We start from the raw sequence: 26,899 nt of genomic DNA on the forward strand, positions 1-26,899 counted from the left end.
GAGTCTCACCTCATTTTATGTCGTCTTTCAATCCTATTTCCTGTAGTATGATGAAGTCCTTTTCTCTCCAATTTTCTTTTACCTTGACGTTCAGGTCGAGATACACTTTTCTTCCCACGAGAAACTCCAGTTCCTCACGGGCGAGCGTTCCAATTTTCTTTATCATGCTGCCGTTCTTTCCTATGAGAATTCCTTTCTGAGAATCGCGCTCCACGTATATGTTCGCTCGTATATAGAGAACACCATTTGGTCTATCCTTTATTTCCTCGATCACCACGGCCGTGGAATGAGGCACTTCCTGTCGTGTGAGATGAAAGATCTTCTCCCTTATGATTTCAGCAGCCATGAAAGAGAGAGGACGATCCGTTACCATGTCCTCGGGGTAATACTGTGGCCCTTCCGGTAGTTCTTCTTTTATTTTCTCCAGAACTTCGAAGACACCCTCACCTTTCAGAGCGGATATGTAATGGACAGACACAACGTTCTCCACCATACTTTTTGCGAGTTGTCCCACCGCTTTCGCCTTCTCTTCACCCGCCACATCGATCTTGTTCACAGCGATGATAGTTTTGGTTCCAGACTCGCTCACAATCTTCGCAACGTGTTCGTCTGTCTTCGTAAAGCCATCCGCCGCGTCCAGCATGAAGAGAATCAGATCCACTCCTTTAAGAGCCTGAACAGCAGCCTTCACCATGTATTCTCCAAGTCTGTGAAGAGGTTTGTGGATACCGGGAGTGTCCACAAATATGATCTGGCTATCTCTGTCCGTGTAGATGCAGTTTATCCTGTTCCTGGTAGTTTGAGGTTTGTCTGAGACGATCACGACTTTTCTTCCCATAACAACGTTTATAAATGTCGATTTCCCAACATTCGGTTTTCCTGCCAGAGCAACAAAACCCGATTTAATGCTCATCACCTCCCAGCTTGAATCCTCTTGGTAGGAGATCTTTCAATTTCATCACTTCAAAATTCCCATCCCTATCCGCCATTATCACGTCCAGATCATCGGAAAATTCGTAAAGAACCTGTCTGCAAGCACCGCATGGAGCGGTTTTATCTGAAGAATCCGATGCTATTGCTATTGCCACGAACTCCCTCTCTCCTTCAGAGACAGCCTTGAACACGGCTACTCTTTCAGCGCAGATCGTAAGACCATAAGAAGAATTCTCCACATTCACCCCCGTGTATATTTTTCCACTCTTCGCGAGCAAAGCGGCACCTACTCTGAAACCCGAGTACTTAGCGTACGCCTTTTTCCTGGCTTCCAGAGCCATTTTCACCAACTTTTCCGGGTCCACCATCGATCTCTTCCCCCTCAAGTATCTTTATCATGACTTTCTCTATTCTGTTTTTTCCGACAGCGAGTATTTTGAAGTACAGATTTCCGATCACCGCTTCTTCTCCAACGTTCGGTATCCTTTTGAAGTGCTCGAGCAGATATCCCGCTATCGTTTCGTACTCTGTCTCTGGAAATTGAACACGCAACTCCATTTCGATGTCGTTTATCGGTGTGGTCCCATCTACCACAAAAGTCCTTTCATCGATCTTTCTTATACCGGAGATCTCATCGTAGTCGTACTCGTCCATTATGTTTCCAAAGAGTTCTTCGATGATGTCTTCCAGTGTTACGATACCGGCTGTGCCCCCGTACTCATCCACAACGATCGCTATATGAATCTTCTTGGCTTTGAGGATTTTAAGAAGTTCGTCTATATTCATCGTCTCAGGAACGTACAGGGCTTCTCTCATGATATCTTTCACTTTCATAGCTTTTACTTCTTCACAATCTTTTGCAGCCAGAATCGAAAGCACGTCCTTAGCGTAGCAGATACCCACGATGTTGTCTATGGTTTCTTTATAAACGGGTATTCTGGAGTACCCTTCGTCTTCAACCAGTTCGATGAGGTCTTTCACTGTCTGGTTCTCCTCTATCGCCACTATGTCGACCCGCGGTGTCATGATTTCTTTCACGGCTATCTGCTTCATTTCAAAAGCGCGCTTGATGATCCTTTCTTCTTCCTCCTCTATGACACCCATTTCTCCTCCGACCTGAACAATAGAAACGATATCCTCCTCAGTTATGAACAGATCTTCAGAGACCTTTTTTCCATCTCTCAGGGAGATGATACCGTCTGCTATTTTCACAAGTAACCTTCCCATGGGATCCAGTACACGGGTAAGAAATCTGATAACACCTATCGATCTGCGGAACACGCGTTCTGGATCTGATCGTGCCAGGACCTTTGGTGTGATTTCACCAAAGATGAGAAGGATGGTGGTAATGAAGAGTGTGGATACAATCGCCACAAACTCTTCACTCATGTTTCTGAGTAGATTCAAGAAGATGAGAGTGGAGATAGAGGATGCAAAGAGATTGACGAGGTTGTTACTTATGAGAATCGTTGTAAGATACTTGTTGAACAGGTGTATGTAACTTGCCTTTTCAGAGTTTTCCTCCTTTTCTTCCAGAAACTCTTTGATCTTAACCTTGCTCATGAGAGTGAGAGCAGTCTCCGAAGAAGAGAAAAAGTTCGACAGATAGATCAGGACAAACAGCAGCAGCGACTCCAGTCCAAGAGTCAAAGCACTACTGACAGGATCTTCCACTTTTGTTCCACCTCCATCAATAGTGATAGTTTTCCCCATGGATTATTTTAAACGCTCTGAATATCTGCTCCAGAACTATCAGAACGGTCATACCATGTGTAAAGGTCATTTTCGATAATGAAAAAACACGGTGGGCCTTCGCGAAGATCTCCTCATTCAACCCATGGGGCCCACCTATCAGGATCGTTATATCCTTTCCCTTCATTTCCAGATCTTTGAGAAAGTCGGCAAACTCCTCTGAAGAAACTTCCTCCCCTCTCCTATCCATGACCATAACAAAACTTCCGAGGAGAATCCTGTTTGCCAGATCCTCTGTTTCCTTCCTGACGATTTCTTCGATGCTTCCTCTGTGAACTCGCTTTATTTCGAGAACTTCAAGCTTACAAAATCGTCTCAAGAACTTTTCGTAGTGCTTTATACCTTCTTTGATAAAACCGTCCAGTTTCCCAACCACCGCTATTCTTACTTTCATTTCTCACTCTCTCTAACGAGTATTTCCAGAAGACTGGATTCTATGACCTTTTTAGCGTTGAGGTCCGTTCTCAGGTAGTAAGAAACCGTCTTCAACAGAGATTCGAGCGGGAAAAGTCCCACTATCTCTGATCCCAGAACCGGTACCCCGTATCGTTCGGCTTCCATCTTTATGAGTTCAAAAACTCGATAGAGAGGTGTTCTTTTGTGATCTGTTATGTTGATAGAAACCTGGACAACTCCCTTTCCTTTCAAATCAACACCTATCGCTTTGACGTACCTGAGCCCTCCGCTGGAGAATCTGATTGCCCTGGCTATTTTTTCGGCTATCTTCACATCCCACGTTCCAAGGTTCACGTTGAAAGCTATGAGAAATTCACGCGCACCAACCGCCGTCACACCCGCTGTGGGATGTACGCGGTCGGGGCCGAAGTCGGGCTTCCACAGGGGATCTTTTATTTTCTCGAAAAAGCCTTCGAACTCTCCCCTTCTGATATCTGCAAGATTTTGTCTTTCAGGTCGTGTGGCAGATTTTTCATAAAGATACACGGGAATACCCAGTTCCTCTCCTATCCTGCGTCCGAGTATTTTCGAATACTCCACACACTCTTCCATGGTCGTGTTGTAGAGGGGCACAAGTGGTATGACGTCCGCTGCACCCATTCTGGGATGCTGGCCTGTGTGATTTCTCAAATCGATGAGTTCGGCCGCCTTTTTCGTCATATCGAAGAGAGCGTTTATGAGGTTCTCCGGTTCTCCCACGAGCGTTACCACCGATCTGTTGTGGTCCGCATCCATTGACCAGTCGAGTACCCATACCCTGTCGTATTTTTTCGCTTCCGCGACGATCTTTTCAACTACTTCCTTTCTTCTCCCTTCACTGAAGTTTGGTACCGATTCTATCAGTTTCAACTCTCATTCCCCCTTGGTTTGGACATTCTATCTTTCAGAGTTAAAATGATTTCCTCATAGGTTTTACCATCGTCCGGGTAACACACGTACGTGTAGCTGAAACGTTCGGAAAGTTTCTCTTTCATCCTCTTTGTAACGGCCTCTATTCCGTGTTTTCCCGTCAGTGTCAGTACAAACAGGTATTCGCTGGCAGAGATGGGTAGGATGTAATCTGTTTCCCTGAAGAATTTCTTGATAGTCTCGTAGTCTCTCATGATATCTTCGAACTTAACGTACATGACGCAGAAACGAGAACCTGTCCTGTTGGAACGCTTTATTTCTTTTCTCACGATATCTTCGAACTTGAGGGTGATCTCAAGATCCTCGATATTTTTCTTGAGAGAAACGGTGAGCCTGGGTGCGGAAGAAATGATTTTTTTGACTCTTTCCAAGAGATAATCGAGCTTGAAGGGTTTGAGAATGTAGTCAATCGCACCCGCTCTCACCGAATTAATAATTAGATCTTTGTCAACGTAGGCGCTCAGAACCGCGACCTTCGTGTCGGGAAACTCTTCACGTATTCTTCTTATCAAATTCAGGCTCTCTTCACCTTCGAACACATCTACGAACACGAGATCGATCTTTTCGCGGCGAAGGAGCGTGAACGCTTCCTGCTCGTTTTTTGCCCAAATCACATTGAAACCGTCTTTTTCAAGGGCATTTTTGACGGCAAGGAAGGTGATTCTGGATTCATCCACTACCATAACCGTTGGAGTCACCGTGAACTCCTCCTTATTACCATTAATTTTAACATCGATCACTCTATCCTGTTCATGATGAACTTGAAGTATTCTTCTTCATCGTCAAAAGTGATGGTTTTCACGATCGTTCTGTAACCGGGTTTCACGATCGTGATCTCGTAGGTTCCTGCCTGGATGTATAGAGTGATGGGTGTTTCACCGTGGTAGTACCCGTTTAGGTATATCGTAGCTCTCGATGGATCGGTCTCTATTCTAACCTCTGAAAAGACCACTCTCTTCTCCAGTTTTCTGAAAATCTCCTTTTCTTCTCCTGGTCCGAAATTCACCGTGAAGCGATCTGTTTCGTACCCTTCTTTTTCCAGTTTTATCTCGTACGTTCCAGGATCAAGAATGAGATTCAAACCGTTCTGATCAGTCGTTCCCACGTATCTTCCGTTGATATAGACGTCGACTCCAGAAGGATCCGTTCTCAGTTTCAAAGAAGATTGTGCTGGTTTCAGCGTGACGTACACGGATCTAGTTTCTCCCGCACTGAGGGTTATGTTCCGGGTCTCTTCGCGGTACCCTTCTTTTCTGAACGTGACAGTGTAATTTCCAGGAGAGAGGTTCAACGTCAGAGGAGTCTTTCCTTGATAGACTCCGTTCAGGTAGACACTCGCACCACTCGGGCTTGAACTGAGAGAGAGTTGAGCGAGAGGCAAAGTGGCTATCACCTTCACCGTCTGATCTCTTCCCACATAGACTTCCTTGTAGAACGTGTAGTTTTCAAAATACACCGTCACGTAGTGTGTTCCTTCGTCCACTGATACCGTGACCGGTGTCTTTCCTTTGTAAGAACCATCAATATAGACAGTCATTCCTGGAGGTGTCGAGTCAACGATCAGCGTTCCGAACGCGGGGGCTCTTCCCACGTAGAAATAAGTGAGATCGGAGACCCATTCACCCGTGAGATAGGGTTTCAATTTATTTTGAACGTATTCTTCGACGTTGTCAGACAGCGTTGGAAAGGCTTGAGCGGTTCCGAGTTCTTTCAGCTGGTTGAAAATCGGTATCGGTCTGGTGCTTGCGATCACCTGAATGTACTCTTTTCCATACGGTGGTGAAACTCTGAGAGAGTAGGTGGATTTCGAAGGAATCTTTTTTATCTCATTTGCCCTGACGAAATTGTCGCTTTCGTATTTGTTCGGGAAAATGAGAGTCACCTTACCCTGTGCGTTGATGTCGTAGACGAGTATGTACGCGTCTCTGGAAGATTTGACGAAGATCTCCATCCTCTCTCCCACTTCATAGACGGATCCTTCCGGTTTGTTGAGCCACACATCCACCGTGAAGTAGGGTCTCTCGGGTACTATGATGATGCTCTTTGCGTCGAAAGAGAAAGCCACCATCGAGACAAGAATCAGAAGAAGAAACACATATCTCCTCATGGGTCACACCTCCTTGTTATTTTATCCATCTGACTTCCGCACCGAGGATCTTTGTGTTTGATACAGGCACAAGAGTTCGATTAGAAGGAGCTTCCTGAACGAAAGCGACAAAACCATCAACACCGCTTAAAGGACCAAGGTGATAAACTCCTTTATCATCACAGTATATTTCGCTTTCATCTTCATCTTTTACATCTACTACTTCACAGTAATTACCGACTTTTTTGAAAGTTACCACAAAAAACTTCGTGATTTTAACATCTTTCGTCAAATCTTTCACCCTTGCCTGCCATTCTCCCTGATCTGCCTGCCACCACACATCCACGTCGTAAATTGGATAGTAACTGCTCCAGATCTGGTTCAAGTCATCTTTAAGATCTGCCGTATCAACGATCTCCCCCGCAGCCGCGACGAAGTCGTTGTTTTGCTCATAGAATGCCGCCCTTTCACTGTAAGCATAACTTCCATCCGGATAGTAGAGTACAATCACAGGGTGTTCCTGAACAAGATAATCACCATAGGATGGTTGATACCAATCCATCACATCGTCAAGATAAGCATTTCCAACCACTTCGACGATGAACTCGTGTCTTTCCTCAAGTGGTGGCAGACAAGCTGTCAAAATCAGAAGAATCAACCCCAGAAAGGGAAAAAATCTCTTCATTTTCTTCACCCCCTCAAATCTAAGACTTTCAAGTAAAGAAGAGAGTTCTCAAAATTTCTTTTCCACTCTTGCCAGTGCAATCCCTTTGAGAATGAGTCCGACGAGAATGGAAAACATGAGTGTAGAGGTTCCACCGTAGCTGATGAATGGAAGAGGAACACCAGTGACTGGAAGGAGTCCCAGGTTCATCGAGACGTTTTCGAAGACGTGGAACCATATCAGTCCACACGCAGAAACCATCAACATTTCCCAGTATTCGTCTTTCACGTTAAGAATCCACCTGGAAACTTCGAAGAACAGAAAACCGAAAAGCGAAAGCAGAAAGACTATTCCGATGAATCCGAATTCCTCACCGATCACCGATACGATGAAATCAGTGTACGAGACAGGGACGTACCCCATAAGGTTCGCCTTTCCTTTCATGTATCCTGCTCCAAAGAGTCCACCGGCTCCGATCGCGTGAATCGACTGTAGAACGTTGTAGGAGTAACTCTCACCGTACTTTTCCGGGTTGAGAAAAGAGAGTATCCTTGCCCTCTGATAGTCCTTCAGCCCAAAGAAAAAGAAAACAGGAAGAAACACAATGGCCAGTATCAACAGGATCACAAGGGGCTTCTTATTCACATTCGAGGCCAGAACCGCAAACAACCAGATCAATCCCACAGAAAGCGTGGTGCCAAGATCAGGTTCAAGAAATATGAGAACAGCGGGGACAACCGTGAGGAAAAGACTTCTCCAGAACCACTTCTTCTCCAGAAGGTAAGGGAGCAGAACGATGAGAGAAAGCTTTGCAAAATCTGAAGGCTGGAAACTGAATCCCATGATTCTGAACCATCTCTTTGAACCACCGATGGGTGTTCCTTTCACAAGAAGGACTGCCAGTAAAACAACAGAGAAAACGTAGAGAATGATCGAAAAATTTCTAATCGTTCTGTCTTTGATGAACAAAATCAGAAACATCAACGAGAAACCGGCTACATCCCACACAATCTGCCTCGTGAAAAGCTGTTCGTTTTCTCCGTAAGTTGCGCTTCTCAAAGTTGCAAGTCCAAACAACATCAAGATGGACACAAGAACAACAATGATCCAGTCTATTCTTTTGTTCTCGTGTGGTATGGTCCCACCTCACTCTGAAACGACTATCTCCATTTCCTTCATCAGCCTGTCTTCTTCACTTTCTATCACAACGATGAGTTTGTAAGTCCCGGGATCCTCGAGTTTTATGATATCGTAACTGGTCGTCTTAAAAATTTCTCTTGAGGAATATCCTTCGATCGTCATCCTGTATTCTTCAGAATAAGCATACGAGAACACCGGTTCCTTGTGCGTCAAAACGATCATGATGTTTTTCAAAACTATGTACTTTCGTTTCTTTTCTTCGTTCAAAAGCTTCACAGAGAAATCGTATCTTTCACCGGATGCTACAAACTTCTTCCCTTCGATGATAAGGGAGAGTCCCTTCAAATCTTTTTGATACTCCTGCGTCACGAAAAGAGGTATCGAGCTTTCTATCAAACCATCTTTTGTCTTCAATTTCAATTCAACGATGTAATCTCCAGATTCTTTTGGGACGGAAAAGCTCACTTCGTGGATCTGCTCGACCATCATCGGATTTATCACGAAGTCTTTTTCTATTGGAATATCTCTTTCAAAGACAGTCTCGTTCCCCTTAAGGATAATAAGGCTGATCGACTCCACGTGAATTTTTCGACTCTTCGAACTTATGTTTTCCAAATAGACAGAAAAATACACGTTTTCGTAAGGGAAATAAAAATCTTTCAGGTCTTCAACTTCGACTTGCCACTTTTCAATCACCGAAACACTCTTACTGATAACCACCCTCTGGCCATTCAACTTGACAGAGACTGTGATCGTGTAATTTCCCCCAGATAGATTTGACAGCTCTTCCTCCCTCAAAAGATCAAAAACCAGGACACTTTCAAAAGCTTCCATCTCTTTTTCCACACGCTGCGGAAAGTGAAATTCGTACACTGTGTCATTTCCTCTTTTGATGGAAAATACGAAGTCTTCCAGCACAAGATTCTCTTTTTTTCTCTCTCTGTTGAACACTTTCACCCGCACATCGAGGGAATCGTTTGGAAGGTAGGACTCTTTTGTCTCTATCACCAGCTGGAAGGGCCCAATCACACCTTCCGATTTGTTGGAAAAAAACGCTTTCGTGAAAAACACCAGGAAAACTACTATCACAAGATTCACAACAAGAATAAAATTCGCCCTGCGGCGAATTCTGTCTTTTCTGTTTCTGAACTCTCTTTCTCTTTCTTCGTCTCTTTTTTGCCACTCTTCAGGGCTCTTAGAAAAATACCTCATAGCGGTGTGGTCACCCTGAAAACCTCTTCGATGCTCGTCTGCCCAAGAAGAACCTTTTCGAGGGCATCCTGGAACATGGTGCGCATACCTTTTTTCACTGCGAGCTTTGCAATCTCTGTTTCACTCACTCTGGAAGAGATCAGTTCTCTCAACTCTTCGTCCACAATTAAAACTTCTCCTATAGCCATTCTTCCTCTGTATCTCATTCCCCTACAGGCAGGACATCCCTCTTCTGAAGGATAGTAAATCTGATCTGGTACCTTTCCAAAGAATTGTTCGAAATAAGATTTTACCTGTTCATCTCGAACCTCTCCAGGCATTTTACACTCATCACAGAGCTTTCTCACCAGCCTTTGACCTATGACTCCGATGAGAGAGGCTCCAAGAAGGTGAGGGTCTATTCCCATTTCTATGAGCCTTGAAACAGCACCGGCGGCGGTGTTGGTGTGAAGTGTACTCAGAACTAAGTGTCCCGTGAGGGAAGCTTCCACCGCAAGCTGTGCGGTTTCTCTGTCTCTGATCTCACCCACCATGATGATGTCGGGGTCCTGTCTGAGGAAAGCTCTCAAGTACCGAGCAAACGTGAGACCTATTTCCGGGAAAACCTGACACTGAGTAACCCCTTCGATGGTGTATTCCACAGGGTCTTCCGCTGTTACTATGTTCACACTTTCATTCTTCAAATAATTTATCATAGCGACAAGTGTAGTGGATTTCCCGCTTCCCGTTGGTCCAGTGACCAGGATGATACCGTATGGTTTTTCAAGTAATGATAGTATTCGTTTCAAGTTGTATTCACTGTATCCAAGTTCCTCAAGACGTCTGTTCGCATCGGATACCTTCAATATTCTCAGCACGACTTTCTCTCCGAAGGTGGAAGGCATGGTTGACACGCGAAAATCGTACTGCTCACCGCTTTTTATTGTGTAAAACTTCCCGTCCTGCGGAAGCCTTCTTTCCGACACATCAAGGCTGCTCATAATCTTGATGCGTGCCACAACAGAGTTGTGTTGAAGTTTTTGATACTCAAGAACCTTTCTCAAAACGCCATCTACTCTGAATCTCACTCTCACGGTTCTTTTCATCGGTTCTATATGAATATCACTCGCTCCCATCTCTATGGCACGGTTTACGATATTGTTGACAAGCCGTACAATGGGAGCTTCTTCTATTTCCCTTTCTTCTTCTTCCTCTTCTTCCTCAACCTGTTCTGGTGTTTCTTCTATAGCAACGTAAGGCTCCTCGAAAAGTTCGAGTGGTACACCAAGAACATACGTTTGATACAAAACAGAAAAATCTCTACTCGTTACAAGATAAATCTCCGGATTTTTTCCCGTGAGAAAACGAATTTCCTGTTTGATCCTCGGAATGTTCGTCCCGTTATCCGTCACCACCACGAGAGTTCCGTCTTCCTTCTTTTCTACAGGAATGACGTGCAGAGATTCGATGATGTTCTTTGGAATAGAGCCCACCACGTTGAGAGGAATGTTTTTTGGTAGTTCCTTCAGGATTGGAACCCCGTACTGCTCACTCAAAGCCTCCAGCAGTTGATCTTCCGTGATGTACCCAGTCTCAATTAAAACTTCCCCGAGTGGCTTCTTTTCCTCTTTTTGAATTTCAAGAGCCCTCTCTAACTCTTCTCTGGTTATGAACCCTTTCTCCACAAGAATTTCTCCCAGCTTTCTGTATCTTCTCAGCATCAGAGAAGCCCCTCCAGGCCGTATCTGTAAATGGCCGGTATGTCACCCTCCGGGAAGAGAATCTTGTCTTCATCTGGAAATCTCGTAGCTATGAAGATCACACGAATTTCGTCATCGGGTATCTCATCGTCGAAGATGAGGCCGAATTTAACATCCGCATCCTCACTGCTGTTCTGCCTTATGATCATGGCTGCCTCGTGTACTTCCTCCATTCTTATATTGCTGGGAGCAGTTATATTGAACACGATCGAACTCGCGTTTTCTACAGGATGCTCTATCAACTTGCTTTCCATAGCCTTCTTAGCAGCTTCTCTTGCTCTGTGTTCACCCTTTCCAACGCCTATACCAAGGATCGCTGCACCGGCGTCTTTCATCACCGACTCTATGTCTGCAAAGTCGAGATTTATGTAACCCCTCTTCGTTATCAGTTCCGAAATTCCTTTCACTCCCTGGTGAAGAGTCTCGTCAGCCTTCAGAAAAGCATCCTTTATCTTGACATCCCTCGGGAGTTCTTCCATGAGTTTGTTGTTGGATATCTTTATGAGGGTATCCACATGTTTTCGAAGTTTTTTGAGCCCCTCTATCGCTTTTTTGAGTCTCTCCGGGCCTTCGAAATAGAAGGGAGTCGTCACTATGGCTACAGTCAGGATTCCCATTTCTTTGGCTATCTTTGCTATGACAGGGGAAGCACCTGTTCCCGTCCCTCCTCCGAACCCTGCAGTTATGAAGACCATGTGGGTATCCTGGAGCACTTCTTTGATTTTTTCCTCGCTCTCGAGAGCGGCCTGCTCTCCTATATCGGGGCGTCCTCCCGCACCAAGGCCCCGTGTGATGTTCTCACCGATCTGAATCTTCACGTCAGCGTTAGAAGCCTCCAGTACCTGAAGATCGGTGTTCACCGCGACAAATTCAACACCGTGTATTCCTATTTCTATCATCCTGTTTATGGCATTGTTTCCGGCACCGCCGACTCCTATGACTTTTATTTTCAAATTGTTCGCCTGGGGGATGTTTCTATTTTCCCTTTTTTTCTCAACATCAAGGTCAAATCCCATACTTTTAACCTCCTACTCACTCCATCAATTCTTTGAAGAGTCTGAAAATTTTCTTCAGCGGATTTTCACTTTTCACCGGAGTTTCCTCGTAAGGATTCTCTGAGACGGCAAAAACATTTCCAAACGCCGCAGCAAAGGAAGGGTCATTGGCAACTTCATCCGCGTTGATAATGGACGGTCTGTCGGAATTTGCGTAACAACCTGTTCTCACCGGAGATTTAAACACCTCTGTGGCCAGTTCGTTTATTCGTGGAATTTTGGCCCCTCCCCCAGTGAGAACCACACCACCAGGTATCCCTATTTCCCCTTCCTCTATTATCTTCGCTTCAACTTCCCTGAAAAATTTCTTGGATTTGCTCATTATCTCTCTGAGACGTGCGTGTATAATGACAGAAAGTTTTTTCGCAGTGGTCGTTTTTATGGTGTTTCCGTCGAGTCCTCTGTACTGTACTTCGTCCTCTTTCAGATCGTTATAAACGGCACTTCCATGAGTTATAATGAGTCTTTCCGACTCTTCAAAAGAGGTGTCAAGGACAGCGGAAACATCTTTTATAACATGTTTCATCCCCACAGGGACGTAGGATATCTTTATGGGAACACCGTTTTTGTACGCTATCAACCCGGTGAAGTTGTAACCCAGATTCACGACCACTACACCCCGATCTTTCTCGGGCGTGGTGAGAACTCCTTCGGCAGTTGAAACAAGAGAAGACTTCAACTGAAATGGGCTTTTAACGGTATCCTGCAAGAAATTGTAGAACATCTCATAAACTTTCAAAGGTACGACAATGGAGGTGTACTCGATGGCTATCTTCGAAGCCTTCATATCGAGAGGATTGAAAACGATCCTTTCGTCGTCCAGGAGATATCTTTTCGAAAATATGTGAAGAGGAGTTTTCCCGTTCTCTTTCAATTTCTCAAGAGCTTCCGATTGCATCTCACTCAAGATGTCCAGGGTGATAGATCGTTTCTCTTCACCGAAGTCCCTTTCGATCACGGTGTCTTCTCTTTCAAAACTCACGCTGCTGAAAGAAATGACAAAATCACTTCTCAGAGATTTTTGCAGCTGTTCTTCGAGTTCTTTAAGCAGTGTGTTCACAGATTCTTTGAAAGCGATGGCGTCTTTTATTTCACCCTCATCCAGCCCTCTCGATTTCACACTCGAAAAGGCCAGTGCTTCCCATTCTTGATCACGTTTTCCAAGAACGAGTCCCTTTATGTATCTTGAACCTATATCGATCGAGGTATAAAAGACAGTTTTTGACAAGTCAATCACCCCTTATCCACATCAATCTTCCATCATCCGTCAGGAAATACCTTTCCTTCGCTTTCATTTTCTCAGATTGCTCCATTATTACCTGAAAGTTCTCGACAAGATCTTTCCATTCTTCAAACATGATTCTGGATCCCTTCAGCAGAACAACTTCTTTTGACTCAAAAAAAACAGCGGACACTACAGAACTTTTCAGAATCGGAATCAACATCTCCAGAATTTCCCTGTCGCTCTTTGAAAGTCGAAGCCCTTCAAGATTAACTTCCAGAAACACTGGGTAGAATTTGAATAGGTCCTTTTTCGATAACGAAGCTACCAAACTTCCATCTTCAGCACACAGATAGTAATTCCCTTCATAGAAAACTATTCCTACGGTCTTTTTCGAATCTATTATAATACTTTTTGGAGAAATGTTAAAATTTTCTATCAAATATGAATACACTTTTTCTGGAACCCTCACGTGTTCTCTACGACTTTGAAAAAAAGAATTCACAAAGAACAGAATGTAAAGAACAATCATCGTGATGAGGAGAACTCTCAAGGATCTCATGGTCAGATATCCAGTTCTTTCACTTTCAGAGCGTGCCTTTCTATGAACTCCCTTCTGCTGGATGGATCGTTACCCATGAGAATTTCAAAGAGTCTATCCGCTTCTTCGGCATCTTCTATAGTTACCCTTATGATTTTTCTCGTTTCTGGATTCATCGTTGTTTCCCAGAGCTGCTCAGGATTCATCTCACCAAGTCCTTTGTACCGTTGAATTTCGATCCTTTTTCCCTGGAGTTTCTCTTTGTATTCCGCCAGCTCCTGGTCACTGTAAACGTAGAACTCTTCTCTTCCAGCTTTGATCCTGTAGAGAGGTGGGAGTGCTATGTATACCCTGCCCTGTTCGATGAGGGGTCTCATGTATCTATAGAAGAGTGTCAGAAGGAGAGTTCTTATGTGTGCACCGTCTATATCGGCGTCGGTCATGATGATAATCCTACCGTATCTGAGCTTGCTTTCGTCGAAATCATCTCCTATGCCCGTTCCCACTGCAACAATTATGTCACTGATCTGCTCGTTTTTCAGTAATCTATCGAGGGATGATTTTTCCACGTTCAAAATCTTTCCTCTTATGGGAAGAACCGCTTGAAATTCTCTGTCTCTGGCCTGCTTTGCAGATCCACCAGCAGAGTCACCTTCCACGATGAAAAGCTCCGTTTTCTCTCTATGTGTGGAACTGCAGTCCGCCAGTTTCCCCGGAAGTGCTGTGTTTTGAAGAACGTTTTTCCTCCTCACCATCTCTCGAGCTCTTTTTGCCGCTTCTCTTGCTTGTTTGGTACTCATGATCTTTGAAAGAATAGCTTTCACAAGATCGGAATTTGCGTCGAATATTTTTTTCAGCTCTTCTCTCATAGCCTTGGTTACCGCTTCCTTGACTTCTTCGTTGCCGAGTTTTGACTTTGTTTGTCCTTCAAATTCGGGGTTTTTCACGTAAACACTGATAACCGCAGTGAGACCTTCTCTCACATCTTCACCCTGGAAGGAATCGTCTTTCTTGAGAAAATTATGTTTTTTCCCATACTCGTTCATGAGTCTTGTGAGGGTGCTCTTAAAGGCTGTAACATGAGTTCCACCATCGACAGTTTTTATGGTGTTTGCAAAAGACACGATATCTTCAGAATACGAATCAGTGTATTGAAAGGCGATCTCCACTATCACTTCGTCTTCACCATTTTTTGTTTTCACTTTTTCCGTTCTCTTTATGTGTATCACATCGTGTAGAGCTTTTTTCCCACGGTTCAAATACTTCACATACTCCACTATGCCTCCGTCGAATTTGAAGGTTTTCTTCTCTCCGTTTATTCTGTCTTCGAATTCTATTTTGAGTCCTGGTACTAGGAAAGCTATCTCTCTCAACCTGTGTTCCAGTACGTCAGGATCGAATTCCGTTTCTGAGAATATGAGAGGGTCGGGTTTGAATCGAACGATCGTGCCGTGCTTATCGGTCTCTCCTATTACTTCCACAGGTGTGACCGGTTTACCTCTTTCATATCGCTGCCGATAAATCTTCCCATCACGATGCACCCGCACCTCCAACCACTCCGAAAGAGCGTTCACCACCGATACACCAACACCATGCAAACCGCCACTTATCTTGTAAGAGTCCTTGGAAAACTTCCCTCCTGCATGAAGAACCGTGAAAACCACTTCCAGAGCGCTTCTTCCTTCTTCGGGATGTATATCAACGGGTATTCCTCTCCCGTTATCCTCGACTTCCACACTTCCATCTTCATGGAGAGTCACACGTATCCAGTCACAGTATCCTGCCAGTGCCTCGTCAACACTGTTGTCCACCACTTCGTACACGAGGTGATGCAATCCACGCTTTCCTGTGGATCCTACGTACATTCCGGGTCGCATTCGGACAGGTTCCAGCCCCTTCAAAACCTTTATACTTTCAGCGGAGTACTTTTCCATCTACTTTTCCCCTCCTGAATCTTATATCTTTGAACAGTTCTTTACCTGATTTTTCATTCAGAATTCTGAGCAAACGATCCTTCTGCATGGAGAGCTCCGTCATCCACAATGAATCATCGCAAACAACGTAAACTGTTCCGTTTTCCACTTTTTCCACCTTCGTGTGCTTTGCTATCACAGGTCCAACTATCTTGTCCCATTCAGAAAGGAGCATCTTTATCTTCAATTCAAAAAAAAGAGGTTGTTTGGTGGAAAGTTCTTCGAACAGTTGTCTGAGAAGGATCATATTCCCACCCAGTTTTCTTCAAGGTTTAAGATAAAAGGCTCAAAGTTTTCCATCAAAGTCGCTGTCACGGGTCCTGGTTCTTCCTCAAAGAATAAGTGCTCGTTCAACCTTCTAACAGGAACCACTCCCACACTCGTGTGTGTGAGAAACATTTCATCCGCTTCGAACAGTTCCCAAACCCAAACCACTCTTTCTTCAACAGGTATTTCAAGACTTTTTGCAAGTTTTATCACATTCTCCCGCGTGATGCCATCCAGAATACCGCTGTCGAGCGAAGGTGTAACCAATTTGCCTTCTTTCACCAAAAACACATTGCTGAAACTTCCCTCACAAACCTGCCCGTTCAAACCAAGCAGAATTACATCGTAGCAGTCCACTATTTCCCTTCTTGCAAGCACTATGTCGGTACGTCCAGTTATTTTGAGAGCCGGTGGGGTGGAGAGATCAGGTATTCTTCGAACGCTCGATATTTTCACATCAACTCCTGACTCCACATCCGGCACATTGAAGGGTGAGAACACAAAAAAGATCTCCCCGGAATCAGGAAAAAGATAGACCTTGATTCTCACTTCCTGTTTGAATTCCTGAGCACCTGTCTTCAGCACTTCTGAAAACTCATCAAAACTCAAAGAAAAGGGGATTTTAAAGAAATCGACAGATCTCTTCAATCTGGAATAATGTTTGTAAGCTGCAAACGGGATTCCATTGTAAGTTCTCAAGGTTTCGTACACTGCCCCCTGAAGCGACTTTTCAAACAGGGAGAAATCCAGCGAAATTTCATCCGCGCGCTGAAACTTTCCCCTCCACCATATCAACACGACAGGAAATCACTCCCTCTTCCGAAAGGGATTTCACCCTTACATTATGGAATTCCCCCACTCGATCTCCCACAAACTCATGCTTCACGTAATATTCGTCATAACCAGAAAGGATACCCTTCATGACGTACCATTCGGCGAGAACTTTTCTTTCTTTCCCAATGATTCTCTTCCTGTACCTGATAGAAACATCTTTCGCTTTCTCTTTTAAAACATCCAGACGCTCTTTTTTCTTCGATTCGGGAACACTTCCTCCCATTCTACTCGCTGGAGTTCCGGGGCGCGGTGAAAATCTGAAGATATGCACTCTACTGAACCCCACTTTTTCAACCAGATCAAGAGTTTTCTGGAAATCGTCGTCCGTTTCTCCTGGAAAACCAACGATTATGTCCGTTGTTATCGAAAAATCTGGATCGATACTTCTCAATTTGTCAACAACACGCATGAAATCAGAGATTCTGTATTTTCTTCCCATTCTTTTCAACACATCATCGGATCCGCTCTGAACTGAAATGTGAAGATGCGGACACAATCTGGGATTTCTCTTGAAAGCCTCCACAATTTCGTCGTTCACATCTTCCACATTTATGGAGCTGAGACGCACTCGATAATCCCCAGGAACTTTCTCGATGACCTTCAGAAGTTCAGCAAGAGAAGAACCCATGTCCTTTCCATATTTTCCAAGGTTGACACCGGTTATTACGATCTCTTTGTAACCCTTTGCCACCATTTCGACAAATTCATCTTTGAATATTTCGAGCGGTTTACTTCTGATCTTACTGCCACGGGCCAACCTGATAGCACAGTAGGTACAGGTGTTGTCACACCCGTCTTCAACCTTTATGTAAGAACGGGTTCTGTCTTCAAAACTCCCCTTTACTTTCTCGTAAACGGGCCGGCCGGGTTCAGATACAATAACCTGTTGTTTTCCGTTCAGGGAGTTAATATGATCCACTATGTGTTTTTTCTCATCGATTCCCAGAACCATGTCCACCGAAAGATTCCTTGCCTCATCCGGAGAAAGCTGGGCAAAACAACCGGTGAGGATGATTTTTGCGTTCCTGTTCCTGTTTCTGATGCTCTTTATCAATCTCTTCACTTTCTTCTCAACTTCCTTGGTAACGGCACACGAGTTCACTATATAGTAAGAAACATCCCCGTCGGGTAAAACCACGTACCCGGCTTTTTCTAACTGTTCAGCCATGTATTCACTTTCGTACTGATTCACCTTACAGCCGAAAGTCTCTATCCTGACAGTTTTCATATTTCCAGCTTTCCCTCCGAAACTACCCTCAGAATGTCTATTCTTCTCACTATGCCAACGAGCTGCATGGCTTCATCGACAACAGGAAGCGATTTAAAGCCGTGTCTTATGAGATAATCCGCTGCTACGATGAGTGGATCGTCTTCTTTCACAACGACAGGAGGCTTGTTCATAAAATCAGACACGGGTCTGTCTTTTATTTTGACTACGTTTCTTATCAGCTGGTTGGTATCTGGAATGAAAGAAGCGGATCTCAAAAGCGAGAAATAACTGGGCACAAGGGCCTTTATGAGATCGCTCTCGCTGACAAAACCCACTACTCTCATATCATGGTCGACAACAGGAACTCCTGAGAGGTTCTGTCTGGAAAGAAGCTTTATCACTGTTTCAACCGTCTCATCTTCAAAAACAGCGGAAATATCATAGATGACGGCATCCTTTACTTTCATTTACTTCACCCTCTCTACGGTGAAGTGATCGTACTCCTTCTTTATAACCTCGAGGTCGGGCATGTACTTCTCTTTTCTTCGAGTGGCAGCCAGTGCGGAGGCAAAACCAAACTTTGCCATTTCGAGGAAGTTGGCTCCGTGCTTGATGAAGTAATAGACCATACCAGCCACGTACGCGTCCCCCGCACCCAGAAGATGTGATGTGTCTATTTCTTCTTTGGATTTTATAAGCCAGACTCCTTCTCTTGTTGCAACAATATCGTTCTTCACCTCGTAAGACACCACGGAGATCTGCGATTTTTCGGCGAGTTTTTCGGCAAGCTTCACATAATCATCAAAGGTTTTCAATTCAACACCAAGAAAAGAAGCGTGATTACCTCTCAAATCCGGTTTCACAACGTTAGGATACTCTGGTCCTTCATAGATTCTCTCAAGCAATCTGGGAGTCTGTTCGACAAAAACAAAGATTCCCCTTTCACGTGCAAGCCTCACCAATTCGTTGCATATTTCTTCGTTCACTCCTGGTGGAATACTCCCCGATATGACAACGCAATCGACTTTCGAAAGCGTCATCTTGTATCTTCTCAGAAAGTGTTCCACATCCATCTCTGTAACATTTGGACCGGGAAAATTTATAGCAGTTATTGTTTTATTCTTTTCGTCGATTATCTCTATGTTTTCTCTCGTTTCTCCCTCCACGTAAACAAAATTCGTCGTGATCAGCTTTGAAATTTTTCTCAATTCCTCCACAAGAATCTTCCCCATGTACCCACCCACGAATCCGGTGGCGACTGACGGCACCCCCAGTCTGGAAAGGGCTATAGAAACGTTTATACCCTTCCCACCCGGAGACATTTGAGTTTTAGAAAGATCTCTTATTCTGTACAGCCGGTTCACCTGAAAATCTTCTATGAAAATTTCCCTGTCTAAAGCAGGATTGAGGGTCACCGTCAGGACCATACAATCACCTCGAAATCAGAAGTGGGGAATCACATTTTTAAAACGAAATCCTTGGGACTCCCAACATAATTGATTTTACCATTATTCAGTATAACCAACAAATCGGCGATGTAGAGAAACCTTTGAAGGATACGAGTGGATATGACAAAAGTTCGTTCTTCCTTCATCTTGAGGAACATGTCCATTATCTTCTCTAGGTTTTCATCGTCGAGGTGATCCAGCAGACAGTCCATCAAAATGATACGAGGTTTTTTCTGTTCGAGAATGAAAAGAAGGAGGGAAATCTTTTCGGCTGGAGAGAACACAGAAAGGGGTGTTTTTCGACCGCGAATAAGCATCCTCAGTATTCCAAGATCATCGAGTTTCTCGGAAAAATCCTCCAGAGAAATTTTCCTTTTCAGGGCAAGCTTAAGAAACTCATCGAATGTGTAGCGATTCATCGCATCGATGAAACTGGTATCAAGGTACAGAGCGTTTTTCCTGAGATAGATGTCGTCAAGATCCTGCACATTTTGATCGAACAAATAGACGGAACCACTTCTGGAAATCTCGTTGAATATTTCAACGTTCAATTTGACGATAGATCTGAGGAGAAAAGATTTTCCGGATCCTCTTGGGCCATAAAGGACGTTCATTCCTTCAACAAAGGAAACGGTTATATTCTCAAGTACACTTTTACCATCCACAGATATGGAAAAATTTTCAAACCTTATCGGAAACTTTTCGCTTTTCATCGTTATCTCTTTCTCTCTTCTCGTCAAGACCCAAACGTCTCTTTATTTCCCTGAGAGCACTTTCATCTCCATCGGTCATCAATTTGAGCAGATCTATCTGCGACAAAACACGGGGATTTCTGGATACTTTTTTCTCCAAGAGGCATCACCTCGTTTTTGATTCTAACCCCAAACCTTTAATTGGACTTGTATGGATCATTACAATTAGAACCCAGAAAATGTAATAAAACGTCTCCAGGGTTAAAATCTATCCTGGAGGTGATTGAATGCGAAATCCACCTTTCATCGTGGAATACGAACTGACACTGCGATGTAACTTCAGGTGCAAACACTGCTACTGCAAGGCTGGAAAGCCCCATCCTGAAGAGTTGAGTTTTGAAGAAATAAAAGAACTGATACTTGACATGAAAGAACTGGGCACCTGGGCTCTCGATATTGTAGGTGGCGAACCTCTCCTCCATCCTCAAATACTGGATATTCTTGCCTTTGGAAAAGAGGTCGGACAGCGTCTCATGATCAACACCAACGGATCGCTTGCCACCAAGGAAATGGTACAGAAAATAAAAAAGGCCAATCCCGACGTGCTTGTTGGTGTTTCTCTTGAAGGCCCAGAGCCCGAGACCAACGATTTTGTGAGAGGAATCGGAAACTTCGAAAGAGCTGTTCAGGGCATCAAAAACTTCGTAAGTGAAGGGCTTCAAATCACCATTTTAAATGTGATAAACAGGAGAAATTGGAGGAAATTCGAAAACATGGTAAAACTCGCACTGGAACTGGGAGTTAATGCTCTGTACGTAGATAGGTTCATACCAGTCGGAAGGGGCATGATCCATGCAAGAGAACTGGATATGAATCCAGAGGAATGGAAAGTAGCTATAAAACACGTTCTTGGAGTGATAGAAAACTACAAAGACTGCTTGACATTTTACGTGGAAGAATCCATATCGGGAAGGCCGTGTTCCGCAGGAATCACGCACGCGTCGGTTCTGGTCGATGGCACAGTTGTTCCCTGTGGTCACTTCAGATATAGAAAGGAATTCTACATGGGGAACGTGAAAGAAAAGAAATTCTCGGAAATCTGGAACGAGTACACTCCTATTCCTTCCCCAACTTCCTGTCAGCAGTGTCCTATCCTGAACGAATGTGGTGGTGGTTGCAAAGCTTACTATCTGCTGAGAGGACGCGAAAAAGACGAAGCCCTCTGTTCTCTGAACAAAGCTCGATACAACATAAAGTAACTTAAATGAAATCTGATTGTCACTCTGTGTGCATAGAATATTTTTACCGACCGGTAAGTAAAAAAAATATGGAGGTGATTCAATGGCAGTAGGTGGAATCAAAGGAATGATCTATCACCAGGCGGGAAAACTCGTCGGTTCATTCGTTAAAAACGCTGAAGTGGAAACTCTTGGAAAGATCTTCGGTACTTTGAGCATGTTCACGAAGGAGCCCGCGAAGAGCGGCCTTCGAAAACTGGCTGACCTCGCAAAAGAAAGACATCCCATGGTGATGTCATGGGTGAACGTTTTCAAAAAAGCAAGTCCAAAGTGTGTTGAAGGGGTTATAAACAACCTGATCATCAACGAGTTCGCTCTCGGAGAACCTATCAGGCAGGAAAAGATGCACGAGTACAAAACGGTGCTCCCAAAACTCCTCGTTCTGAGCCCTACATACGCCTGTAATCTGAACTGCGTTGGGTGCTATGCGGGACTTTACGGTAGAAAATACGAGCTCTCCCACGATGAAGTCAGAGACATCTTGAAACAGGCCAACGACCTGGGAATATACTTCTTCATCATCACCGGTGGTGAGCCCTTCTTCTGGCCTCACCTGATGGACATATTCGAAGAATTCAAGGACAGTTACTTCTTGGTCTACAGCAATGGAACTCTGATAAAAGAAGAAACCGCTAAGAAACTCTCAGAACTCGGAAATGTGACGGTTTCGATATCTGTGGAGGGTTTCGAAACTGACACAGACTGGAGAAGAGGAAGGGGAATATTCAAAAGAATCCTCGAAGCTTGGGAAAGACTCAGAAGACACGGTGTGATCTTTGGAGCTTCAGTGACAGCAACACGAATGAACCACGATACCATCATGAAGGATGATTTCTGGGATTTCCTCCAAGAACAGGGAGTCTCTTACGTGTGGATTTACCAGTTCATGCCTGTGGGAATGAATCCAACGATGGATCTTGTTCCCACACCGCAACAGAGATACGAAAGATTCCACAAACTTGAACAGCTCAGACTCAGCGGAAGATTCGCTTTCGTTGCCGATTTCTGGAACCACGGATTTCTCACTAACGGCTGTCTCGCAGCGGGTGCCAAGTACCTCCACATAAACGCAAAGGGTTACGTGGAACCTTGCGTCTTCCAGCAGTTCGCGGTGGACAGCATCCGCGAGAAAAAACTCATCGACATTCTGAGATCACCGTTCTTCGAAGCTTACAAGAGGATGATCCCCTACAGTGACAATCTCTTCAGACCGTGTCCAATAATCGACAATCCGAAAGTCTTCAGAGCCATGGTGAGGGCGTTCAACGCAAAACCACAGCACGAGGGATCCGAAAGGGTCATCACAGATCTTGCACCCGAGTTGGACAAACTCGCGGCCGAATGGAAGAAATACGCCGACAAACTCTGGTACGAAGAAGGGTACTCTGAGATCTATCCAGCCAACAGGGGAGTTTACAGTTACGAAGTGAGAATGAGAAAGTACGCGGACAAAGAAAAGCTTCTCGCGGTGGACAAACGCTACAGGGACTGATGTGGAGGGATCGAATTGAGCTTCGAAACAAGAAAAAAAATCCTCGAAGCGGCAAGGAAAGCATTCTCAAAATACGGTTACGATGGAGTCAGCATGGAAGAAATCGCACGTGAAGCTGGTGTGAAAAAGGCTCTCATCTACTACTATTTTCCAAGCAAGGACAAACTTTTCGAAGAGATCTGGAGAGAAGCACTCGAGGAACTGGAGAGTCATCTTTTTTCCGTCACTGAAGAGACGAACTCCTACTTTGCGAAAATAAAAAAGTTTCTGAAGTCCTACGTCGACTTTGTTCTGAATAAGACCATTTTGAACGAAATCATCGAAAAAGAAAAATCGACCGTCAGATTCGAAAGAGAAAAGTGGTCGAAACTCAGAGAGCGTTATGAGAACTTCATAAAGCGAGTCGAAGAACTAATAGAAGAAGGGAAGAAGCAAAACTACGTTTACAAAGATCTCGATTCCCGAGCTGCCGCGGAGCTGATAGTCAACTCGTTCGGAGACGTTCCAAAGGATAAGAGACTGCTTCAGAACATCCAGGAAATGATACTCAGAGGATTGCTCAATGTGAAAACAGAAGAGGGGCGTTAGCCCCTCTTCATCTTAATCTCAGAATCTTCTTCTTATTCCAAACTCCTCTTCCGTTTTCTGTACCATCTCTTCGAAAATTCTGTTCACTTCTTCGTCGGTCAGAGTTCTTTCCGGGTGCCTGAACACCACATAGAATGTAACACTCACCATATCCTCCGGGATTCCTCTTCCTTCATAGACATCAAACACTCCCACTTCCTCCACCAGATCTCCTCCGCTCTTTTTGAAAAGTTCGATGATCTTCACAGACTCGAATCCCTTCGGAAGCAGGAAGGAGATATCTCTTCTCACAGCAGGAAATTTTGGTGTGGGCCTGTAAGCAGGTCTCTTCGATGCACATTCTCTCAGAAGTTCCATGTCTATCTCGAAGAAGTAGGTGTCTTCTTTCACATCGTACTCATCGAGGAGCTTTGGATCAACCATTCCAATGAAACCGATCTCCCTGTTTTCCACGTAGATGCGAGCGGATCTAGTCGGGAACAATCCAGGTATCTCCGCGACTCTGTATTCGACATTCACACCGAACCTGAAGAAGAGTTCATCGAGAATTCCTTTGGTCGTGTAGAAGGACACGTTTCTTTTATCGGTGTAGTCTCCCGGATTTTCCAAACCACAGCTCATCGCAGAGAGCGTCTCTATCTCCATGAAGTTTCCGTTCTCCTTGAAGTAAACCTTTCCAATTTCGAAGAGTTTCAGATCCCTGTTCTGCCTCTTGAAATTCTCAGCGAGCACCTGTATCAGGCTGTAAAATTGTGACGTTCTCATCACGTCCATATCTGAAACGATAGGATTGGAGAGAGTTATGGGTTCTCTGCCCACCAGAGGCCATCTTTTAACCTTCTGGGAATCCACAAAAGAGAAAGTCACCACTTCATCGAAACCCATTCCTTTCATGAATTGAGAAATTTCCCTTCTGAAGAGCTGTTTCTCGTCCCAGCCACGGTTTATTGCAGGAACGCTTATCACCTTCGATTCGACTTTCTCGTACCCGTAAATCCTTCCTATCTCTTCTATGAGGTCTATCTCCCTTTCAACGTCCGGTCTGAAGGTGGGAACAAGAACTTCGTAACTGTCTCCTCTGTCCTCCACCTGGAATTCAAGGCGTTTGAGAATATTGCCCGGCTCTTCAACTTTCGTTCCCAGTATCTTTTCGATTCTGGCTTTTCTGAGCATCACCTTTTTGGATTCTATCTTTCGAGGATAAACATCCCAGAATTTCCCAAGAACATGACCGCCGGCCAGCTTTTGAATCAATTCTGCAAGCCTCAAAGACACAAGTTCCACATCGTTCGGATCCACACCTCGTTCGAACCTGTAAGAAGACTCAGAACTGATTCCAAGCGCTTTGGATGCCTTTCTTATCCTCACAGGATCGAAGTAAGCCACTTCCAGCACCAGATCTCTGGTGTCATCGTACACACCAGATTCCATTCCTCCCATGATTCCGCCAAGTGCGAGGACGTTCTCACCGTCCGTTATCAAGATCTCTCCGCCCTTCAGTTTGTACTCCTTTTCATCGAGTAGCAGGACTCTTTCTCCACCCTTTGCAGATTTCACAACGATTATCTTGTTTTTGAGCCTGTTCAGATCGAACGCGTGAACGGGATGTCCCAGCTCGATCATCACGTAGTTCGTGGCGTCGACCACGTTGTTCAGAGAACGAACCCCTGCCGCTACGAGCCTCGCCTTCATCCAGAGCGGCGAATCCTTCACGGTGACACCTTTCATTATTCGAGCAGAGTATCTGGGACAACCCTCCACGTCTTCTATCTCCACATCGAACTGAACATCTTCATCCACAAAAGAAACATCGGGTTGAGGCTTATTCAAAGGCCTTCCGCTGAGGGCAGAAAGCTCTCTCGCAACACCAATAATCGAAAGACAATCAGGCCTGTTTGGAGTTATCTCTATGTCCAGGACTCTTTCGTTGAGTCCATATTCCTCTACCACGTTCACACCGAGCTCCACGGGATCAGGGAAACGATAAACTCTGTCGGATTTTTCCTCAAGTCCCAATTCTTCAAGTGAGCAAAGCATACCCTCCGAGATAACCCCTTTGAACTCACGAGGCTCTATCTTGAGACCGTTGTTCAAGGTAGCTCCTTCGAGAGCCAGTATGACGTAGTCTCCTTCGTTCACGGTTTTATCGGCTGTGATGACCGTGTAGATTCTCTTTCCGGTGTCCACCTTGCACACGATGAGCTTTTCTGAGGCGGGATGATCGAACCTTTCTATCACCCTCGCTGTGATTATCTCTCCGGAAACGTTGAAAGGTCTCAGAATATCCTCCACACTCGTGCCAGAAAAAGTGAGTCTTTCCGCTATTTGCTCGATGTCCCAGTCGAGATCTACGAATTCTCTGAGCCAAGACTCGGGAACTCTCACCTCATCACACCCCCATCAGTAGCTACTGAGAAATCTCACGTCGTTTCTGACGAACTCTCTTATGTCTGTTATGCCGTACTTCAGCATGGCGATTCTTTCCACTCCCATTCCAAAAGCGTAACCCGTCCATTCTTCCGGATCGTATCCTACGTTCAAAAAGACGTTCGGATCGACCATGCCCGCTCCCAGAATCTCCAACCATCCGTACCCGGAAAGATAGACATCCACCTCAAAACTCGGTTCCGTGAACGGGAAAAAGCTCGGCCTCAAACGCACCTTCGCACCCTCGCCGAACATTCTTCGAGCGAACTCTTCGAGGGTGAATTTCAAATGAGCCACGCTGAGATCTCTATCTACGTGCAACCCTTCCACCTGGTGAAACATGGGAAGGTGCGTCGCATCGTAGTCTCTTCTGTAAACTTTTCCGGGTGATATGATAGCGATGGGAGGTTTTCTCTCGAGCATTGTTCTGATCTGAACGGGAGAAGTGTGAGTTCTGAGAAGGAGATCATCCGTTATGTAGAAAGAATCGTGTTCGTCCCTGGCTGGATGCCATTCCGGTGTGTTCAGTGCGTCGAAGTTGTGCCAGGTTGTTTCGATCTCCGGCCCTTCCACCACATCGAATCCCATCGATACAAAGATTCTCTCTATCTCTTCCATAACCTTCAGAACAGGGTGAGAATGTCCAAGTTTCCTCCTTGCCCCCGGTACTGTGACGTCTATTCTCATTTTTTCCATCTTTTCCTGTTCGAGTATCCTTTGGATTTGCTGTCTCTTTTCTTCGAAGAGTTTTTCTATCTTCTCTCTGAGTTCGTTCACTCTTTTACCGTAGGCAGGCCTTTCTTCAGGTGGGAGATTCTTGAGGTTTTTCATCAAGCCAGTGATTTTTCCTTTCTTTCCGAGAAACTCTATCCTGAAACTTTCCAGCTCCTGAACGTTCGATATCTTCGATAATTTCTCGATGGCTTCCTTTTCGACGGCTTCTATCTCCATCTCTCGTACC

Annotated in this window: 27 protein-coding genes; 3 read left to right on the forward strand and 24 right to left on the reverse strand. The window is 44.8% G+C overall.

Annotated elements, in window-relative coordinates:
• Positions 1-10: 10 nt before the first annotated feature.
• Genes era through TPET_RS09390 form a run of 22 tightly spaced genes read right to left on the reverse strand, consistent with a single transcriptional unit; the run spans position 11 to position 20,293 of the window.
• Positions 11-907, reverse strand: a complete 897-nt coding sequence (gene era / locus TPET_RS00405) for a GTPase Era (RefSeq protein ID WP_193325872.1) — start codon at positions 905-907, stop codon at positions 11-13.
• Positions 903-1,301, reverse strand: coding sequence for a cytidine deaminase (gene cdd, locus TPET_RS00410; RefSeq protein ID WP_011942784.1), 399 nt, complete (start codon positions 1,299-1,301; stop codon positions 903-905). Before cdd ends, era begins: the two co-directional genes overlap by 5 nt.
• Positions 1,240-2,607: a hemolysin family protein gene (locus TPET_RS00415; RefSeq protein ID WP_011942785.1), complete on the reverse strand. Its 1,368-nt coding sequence runs from the start codon at positions 2,605-2,607 to the stop codon at positions 1,240-1,242. The genes cdd and TPET_RS00415 overlap by 62 nt, the downstream gene beginning before the upstream one ends.
• A 16-nt stretch (positions 2,608-2,623) precedes the next feature.
• On the reverse strand, positions 2,624-3,079 hold the full coding sequence (locus TPET_RS00420) for a 23S rRNA (pseudouridine(1915)-N(3))-methyltransferase RlmH (RefSeq protein ID WP_011942786.1): 456 nt from the start codon (positions 3,077-3,079) through the stop codon (positions 2,624-2,626).
• Positions 3,076-3,990 carry a glutamate formimidoyltransferase gene (gene ftcD, locus TPET_RS00425; RefSeq protein WP_011942787.1) on the reverse strand — a complete coding sequence of 305 codons (915 nt, stop codon included), beginning with the start codon at positions 3,988-3,990 and terminating at the stop codon, positions 3,076-3,078. The genes TPET_RS00420 and ftcD overlap by 4 nt, the downstream gene beginning before the upstream one ends.
• Entirely contained in the window at positions 3,987-4,748 is a 762-nt protein-coding gene (locus TPET_RS00430) for a response regulator (protein ID WP_011942788.1), read from the reverse strand. The genes ftcD and TPET_RS00430 overlap by 4 nt, the downstream gene beginning before the upstream one ends.
• A gap of 38 nt (positions 4,749-4,786) precedes the next feature.
• Entirely contained in the window at positions 4,787-6,157 is a 1,371-nt protein-coding gene (locus tag TPET_RS00435) for a PEGA domain-containing protein (RefSeq protein ID WP_011942789.1), read from the reverse strand.
• 16 nt (positions 6,158-6,173) lie between these two features.
• A complete protein-coding gene (locus TPET_RS00440) occupies positions 6,174-6,821 on the reverse strand; it encodes a hypothetical protein (RefSeq protein ID WP_011942790.1) in 648 nt (215 codons plus the stop codon).
• A 48-nt stretch (positions 6,822-6,869) separates the two neighbouring features.
• Complete coding sequence (locus tag TPET_RS00445) at positions 6,870-7,904, reverse strand: FtsW/RodA/SpoVE family cell cycle protein (RefSeq protein WP_274378308.1); 1,035 nt, start codon at positions 7,902-7,904, stop codon at positions 6,870-6,872.
• Between the two features lie 42 nt (positions 7,905-7,946).
• On the reverse strand, positions 7,947-9,152 hold the full coding sequence (locus TPET_RS00450) for a COG1361 S-layer family protein (protein ID WP_011942792.1): 1,206 nt from the start codon (positions 9,150-9,152) through the stop codon (positions 7,947-7,949).
• The gene (locus TPET_RS00455; RefSeq protein WP_011942793.1) at positions 9,149-10,852 is read right to left on the reverse strand and encodes a GspE/PulE family protein; all 1,704 of its coding nucleotides are present in this window, start codon (positions 10,850-10,852) and stop codon (positions 9,149-9,151) included. Before TPET_RS00455 ends, TPET_RS00450 begins: the two co-directional genes overlap by 4 nt.
• Entirely contained in the window at positions 10,852-11,907 is a 1,056-nt protein-coding gene (ftsZ, locus tag TPET_RS00460; RefSeq protein ID WP_011942794.1) for a cell division protein FtsZ, read from the reverse strand. Before ftsZ ends, TPET_RS00455 begins: the two co-directional genes overlap by 1 nt.
• A 16-nt stretch (positions 11,908-11,923) precedes the next feature.
• On the reverse strand, positions 11,924-13,174 hold the full coding sequence (locus TPET_RS00465; protein ID WP_011942795.1) for a cell division protein FtsA: 1,251 nt from the start codon (positions 13,172-13,174) through the stop codon (positions 11,924-11,926).
• 1 nt (position 13,175) lies between these two features.
• Entirely contained in the window at positions 13,176-13,730 is a 555-nt protein-coding gene (locus tag TPET_RS00470) for a DUF4894 domain-containing protein (protein WP_011942796.1), read from the reverse strand.
• A gap of 2 nt (positions 13,731-13,732) precedes the next feature.
• The gene (gene gyrB / locus TPET_RS00475) at positions 13,733-15,643 is read right to left on the reverse strand and encodes a DNA topoisomerase (ATP-hydrolyzing) subunit B (protein WP_011942797.1); all 1,911 of its coding nucleotides are present in this window, start codon (positions 15,641-15,643) and stop codon (positions 13,733-13,735) included.
• Complete coding sequence (locus TPET_RS00480) at positions 15,624-15,929, reverse strand: DciA family protein (RefSeq protein WP_011942798.1); 306 nt, start codon at positions 15,927-15,929, stop codon at positions 15,624-15,626. Before TPET_RS00480 ends, gyrB begins: the two co-directional genes overlap by 20 nt.
• The gene (locus TPET_RS00485) at positions 15,926-16,747 is read right to left on the reverse strand and encodes a d-amino acid aminotransferase (RefSeq protein ID WP_011942799.1); all 822 of its coding nucleotides are present in this window, start codon (positions 16,745-16,747) and stop codon (positions 15,926-15,928) included. Before TPET_RS00485 ends, TPET_RS00480 begins: the two co-directional genes overlap by 4 nt.
• The gene (gene mtaB, locus TPET_RS00490) at positions 16,707-18,011 is read right to left on the reverse strand and encodes a tRNA (N(6)-L-threonylcarbamoyladenosine(37)-C(2))-methylthiotransferase MtaB (protein WP_011942800.1); all 1,305 of its coding nucleotides are present in this window, start codon (positions 18,009-18,011) and stop codon (positions 16,707-16,709) included. The genes TPET_RS00485 and mtaB overlap by 41 nt, the downstream gene beginning before the upstream one ends.
• Complete coding sequence (locus TPET_RS00495; RefSeq protein WP_011942801.1) at positions 18,008-18,460, reverse strand: CBS domain-containing protein; 453 nt, start codon at positions 18,458-18,460, stop codon at positions 18,008-18,010. Before TPET_RS00495 ends, mtaB begins: the two co-directional genes overlap by 4 nt.
• Complete coding sequence (locus TPET_RS00500; RefSeq protein ID WP_011942802.1) at positions 18,461-19,420, reverse strand: 1-phosphofructokinase family hexose kinase; 960 nt, start codon at positions 19,418-19,420, stop codon at positions 18,461-18,463. It lies immediately after the preceding gene.
• Positions 19,421-19,449: 29 nt separating this feature from the next.
• Positions 19,450-20,181 carry an ATP-binding cassette domain-containing protein gene (locus tag TPET_RS00505; RefSeq protein WP_235231244.1) on the reverse strand — a complete coding sequence of 244 codons (732 nt, stop codon included), beginning with the start codon at positions 20,179-20,181 and terminating at the stop codon, positions 19,450-19,452.
• The gene (locus tag TPET_RS09390) at positions 20,123-20,293 is read right to left on the reverse strand and encodes a hypothetical protein (RefSeq protein WP_011942804.1); all 171 of its coding nucleotides are present in this window, start codon (positions 20,291-20,293) and stop codon (positions 20,123-20,125) included. The genes TPET_RS00505 and TPET_RS09390 overlap by 59 nt, the downstream gene beginning before the upstream one ends.
• A 127-nt stretch (positions 20,294-20,420) precedes the next feature.
• On the opposite strand from TPET_RS09390, the gene TPET_RS00510 reads away from it, so the two are divergent.
• The 3 genes from TPET_RS00510 (at position 20,421) to TPET_RS00520 (ending at position 23,511) form a co-directional block, all read left to right on the forward strand.
• The gene (locus tag TPET_RS00510) at positions 20,421-21,392 is read left to right on the forward strand and encodes a radical SAM/SPASM domain-containing protein (protein ID WP_011942805.1); all 972 of its coding nucleotides are present in this window, start codon (positions 20,421-20,423) and stop codon (positions 21,390-21,392) included.
• A gap of 82 nt (positions 21,393-21,474) precedes the next feature.
• Complete coding sequence (locus tag TPET_RS00515; protein ID WP_011942806.1) at positions 21,475-22,923, forward strand: radical SAM protein; 1,449 nt, start codon at positions 21,475-21,477, stop codon at positions 22,921-22,923.
• A gap of 15 nt (positions 22,924-22,938) precedes the next feature.
• Complete coding sequence (locus TPET_RS00520) at positions 22,939-23,511, forward strand: TetR/AcrR family transcriptional regulator (protein WP_011942807.1); 573 nt, start codon at positions 22,939-22,941, stop codon at positions 23,509-23,511.
• Between the two features lie 18 nt (positions 23,512-23,529).
• Here the strand turns inward: TPET_RS00520 and pheT are convergent, their stop codons facing one another.
• Positions 23,530-25,896, reverse strand: coding sequence for a phenylalanine--tRNA ligase subunit beta (pheT, locus tag TPET_RS00525; protein WP_011942808.1), 2,367 nt, complete (start codon positions 25,894-25,896; stop codon positions 23,530-23,532).
• A gap of 15 nt (positions 25,897-25,911) precedes the next feature.
• Complete coding sequence (pheS, locus tag TPET_RS00530) at positions 25,912-26,889, reverse strand: phenylalanine--tRNA ligase subunit alpha (protein WP_011942809.1); 978 nt, start codon at positions 26,887-26,889, stop codon at positions 25,912-25,914.
• Positions 26,890-26,899: the final 10 nt, after the last annotated feature.

It is taken from the genome of Thermotoga petrophila RKU-1, assembly GCF_000016785.1.
GTDB classification, from domain to species: Bacteria; Thermotogota; Thermotogae; order Thermotogales; family Thermotogaceae; genus Thermotoga; species Thermotoga petrophila.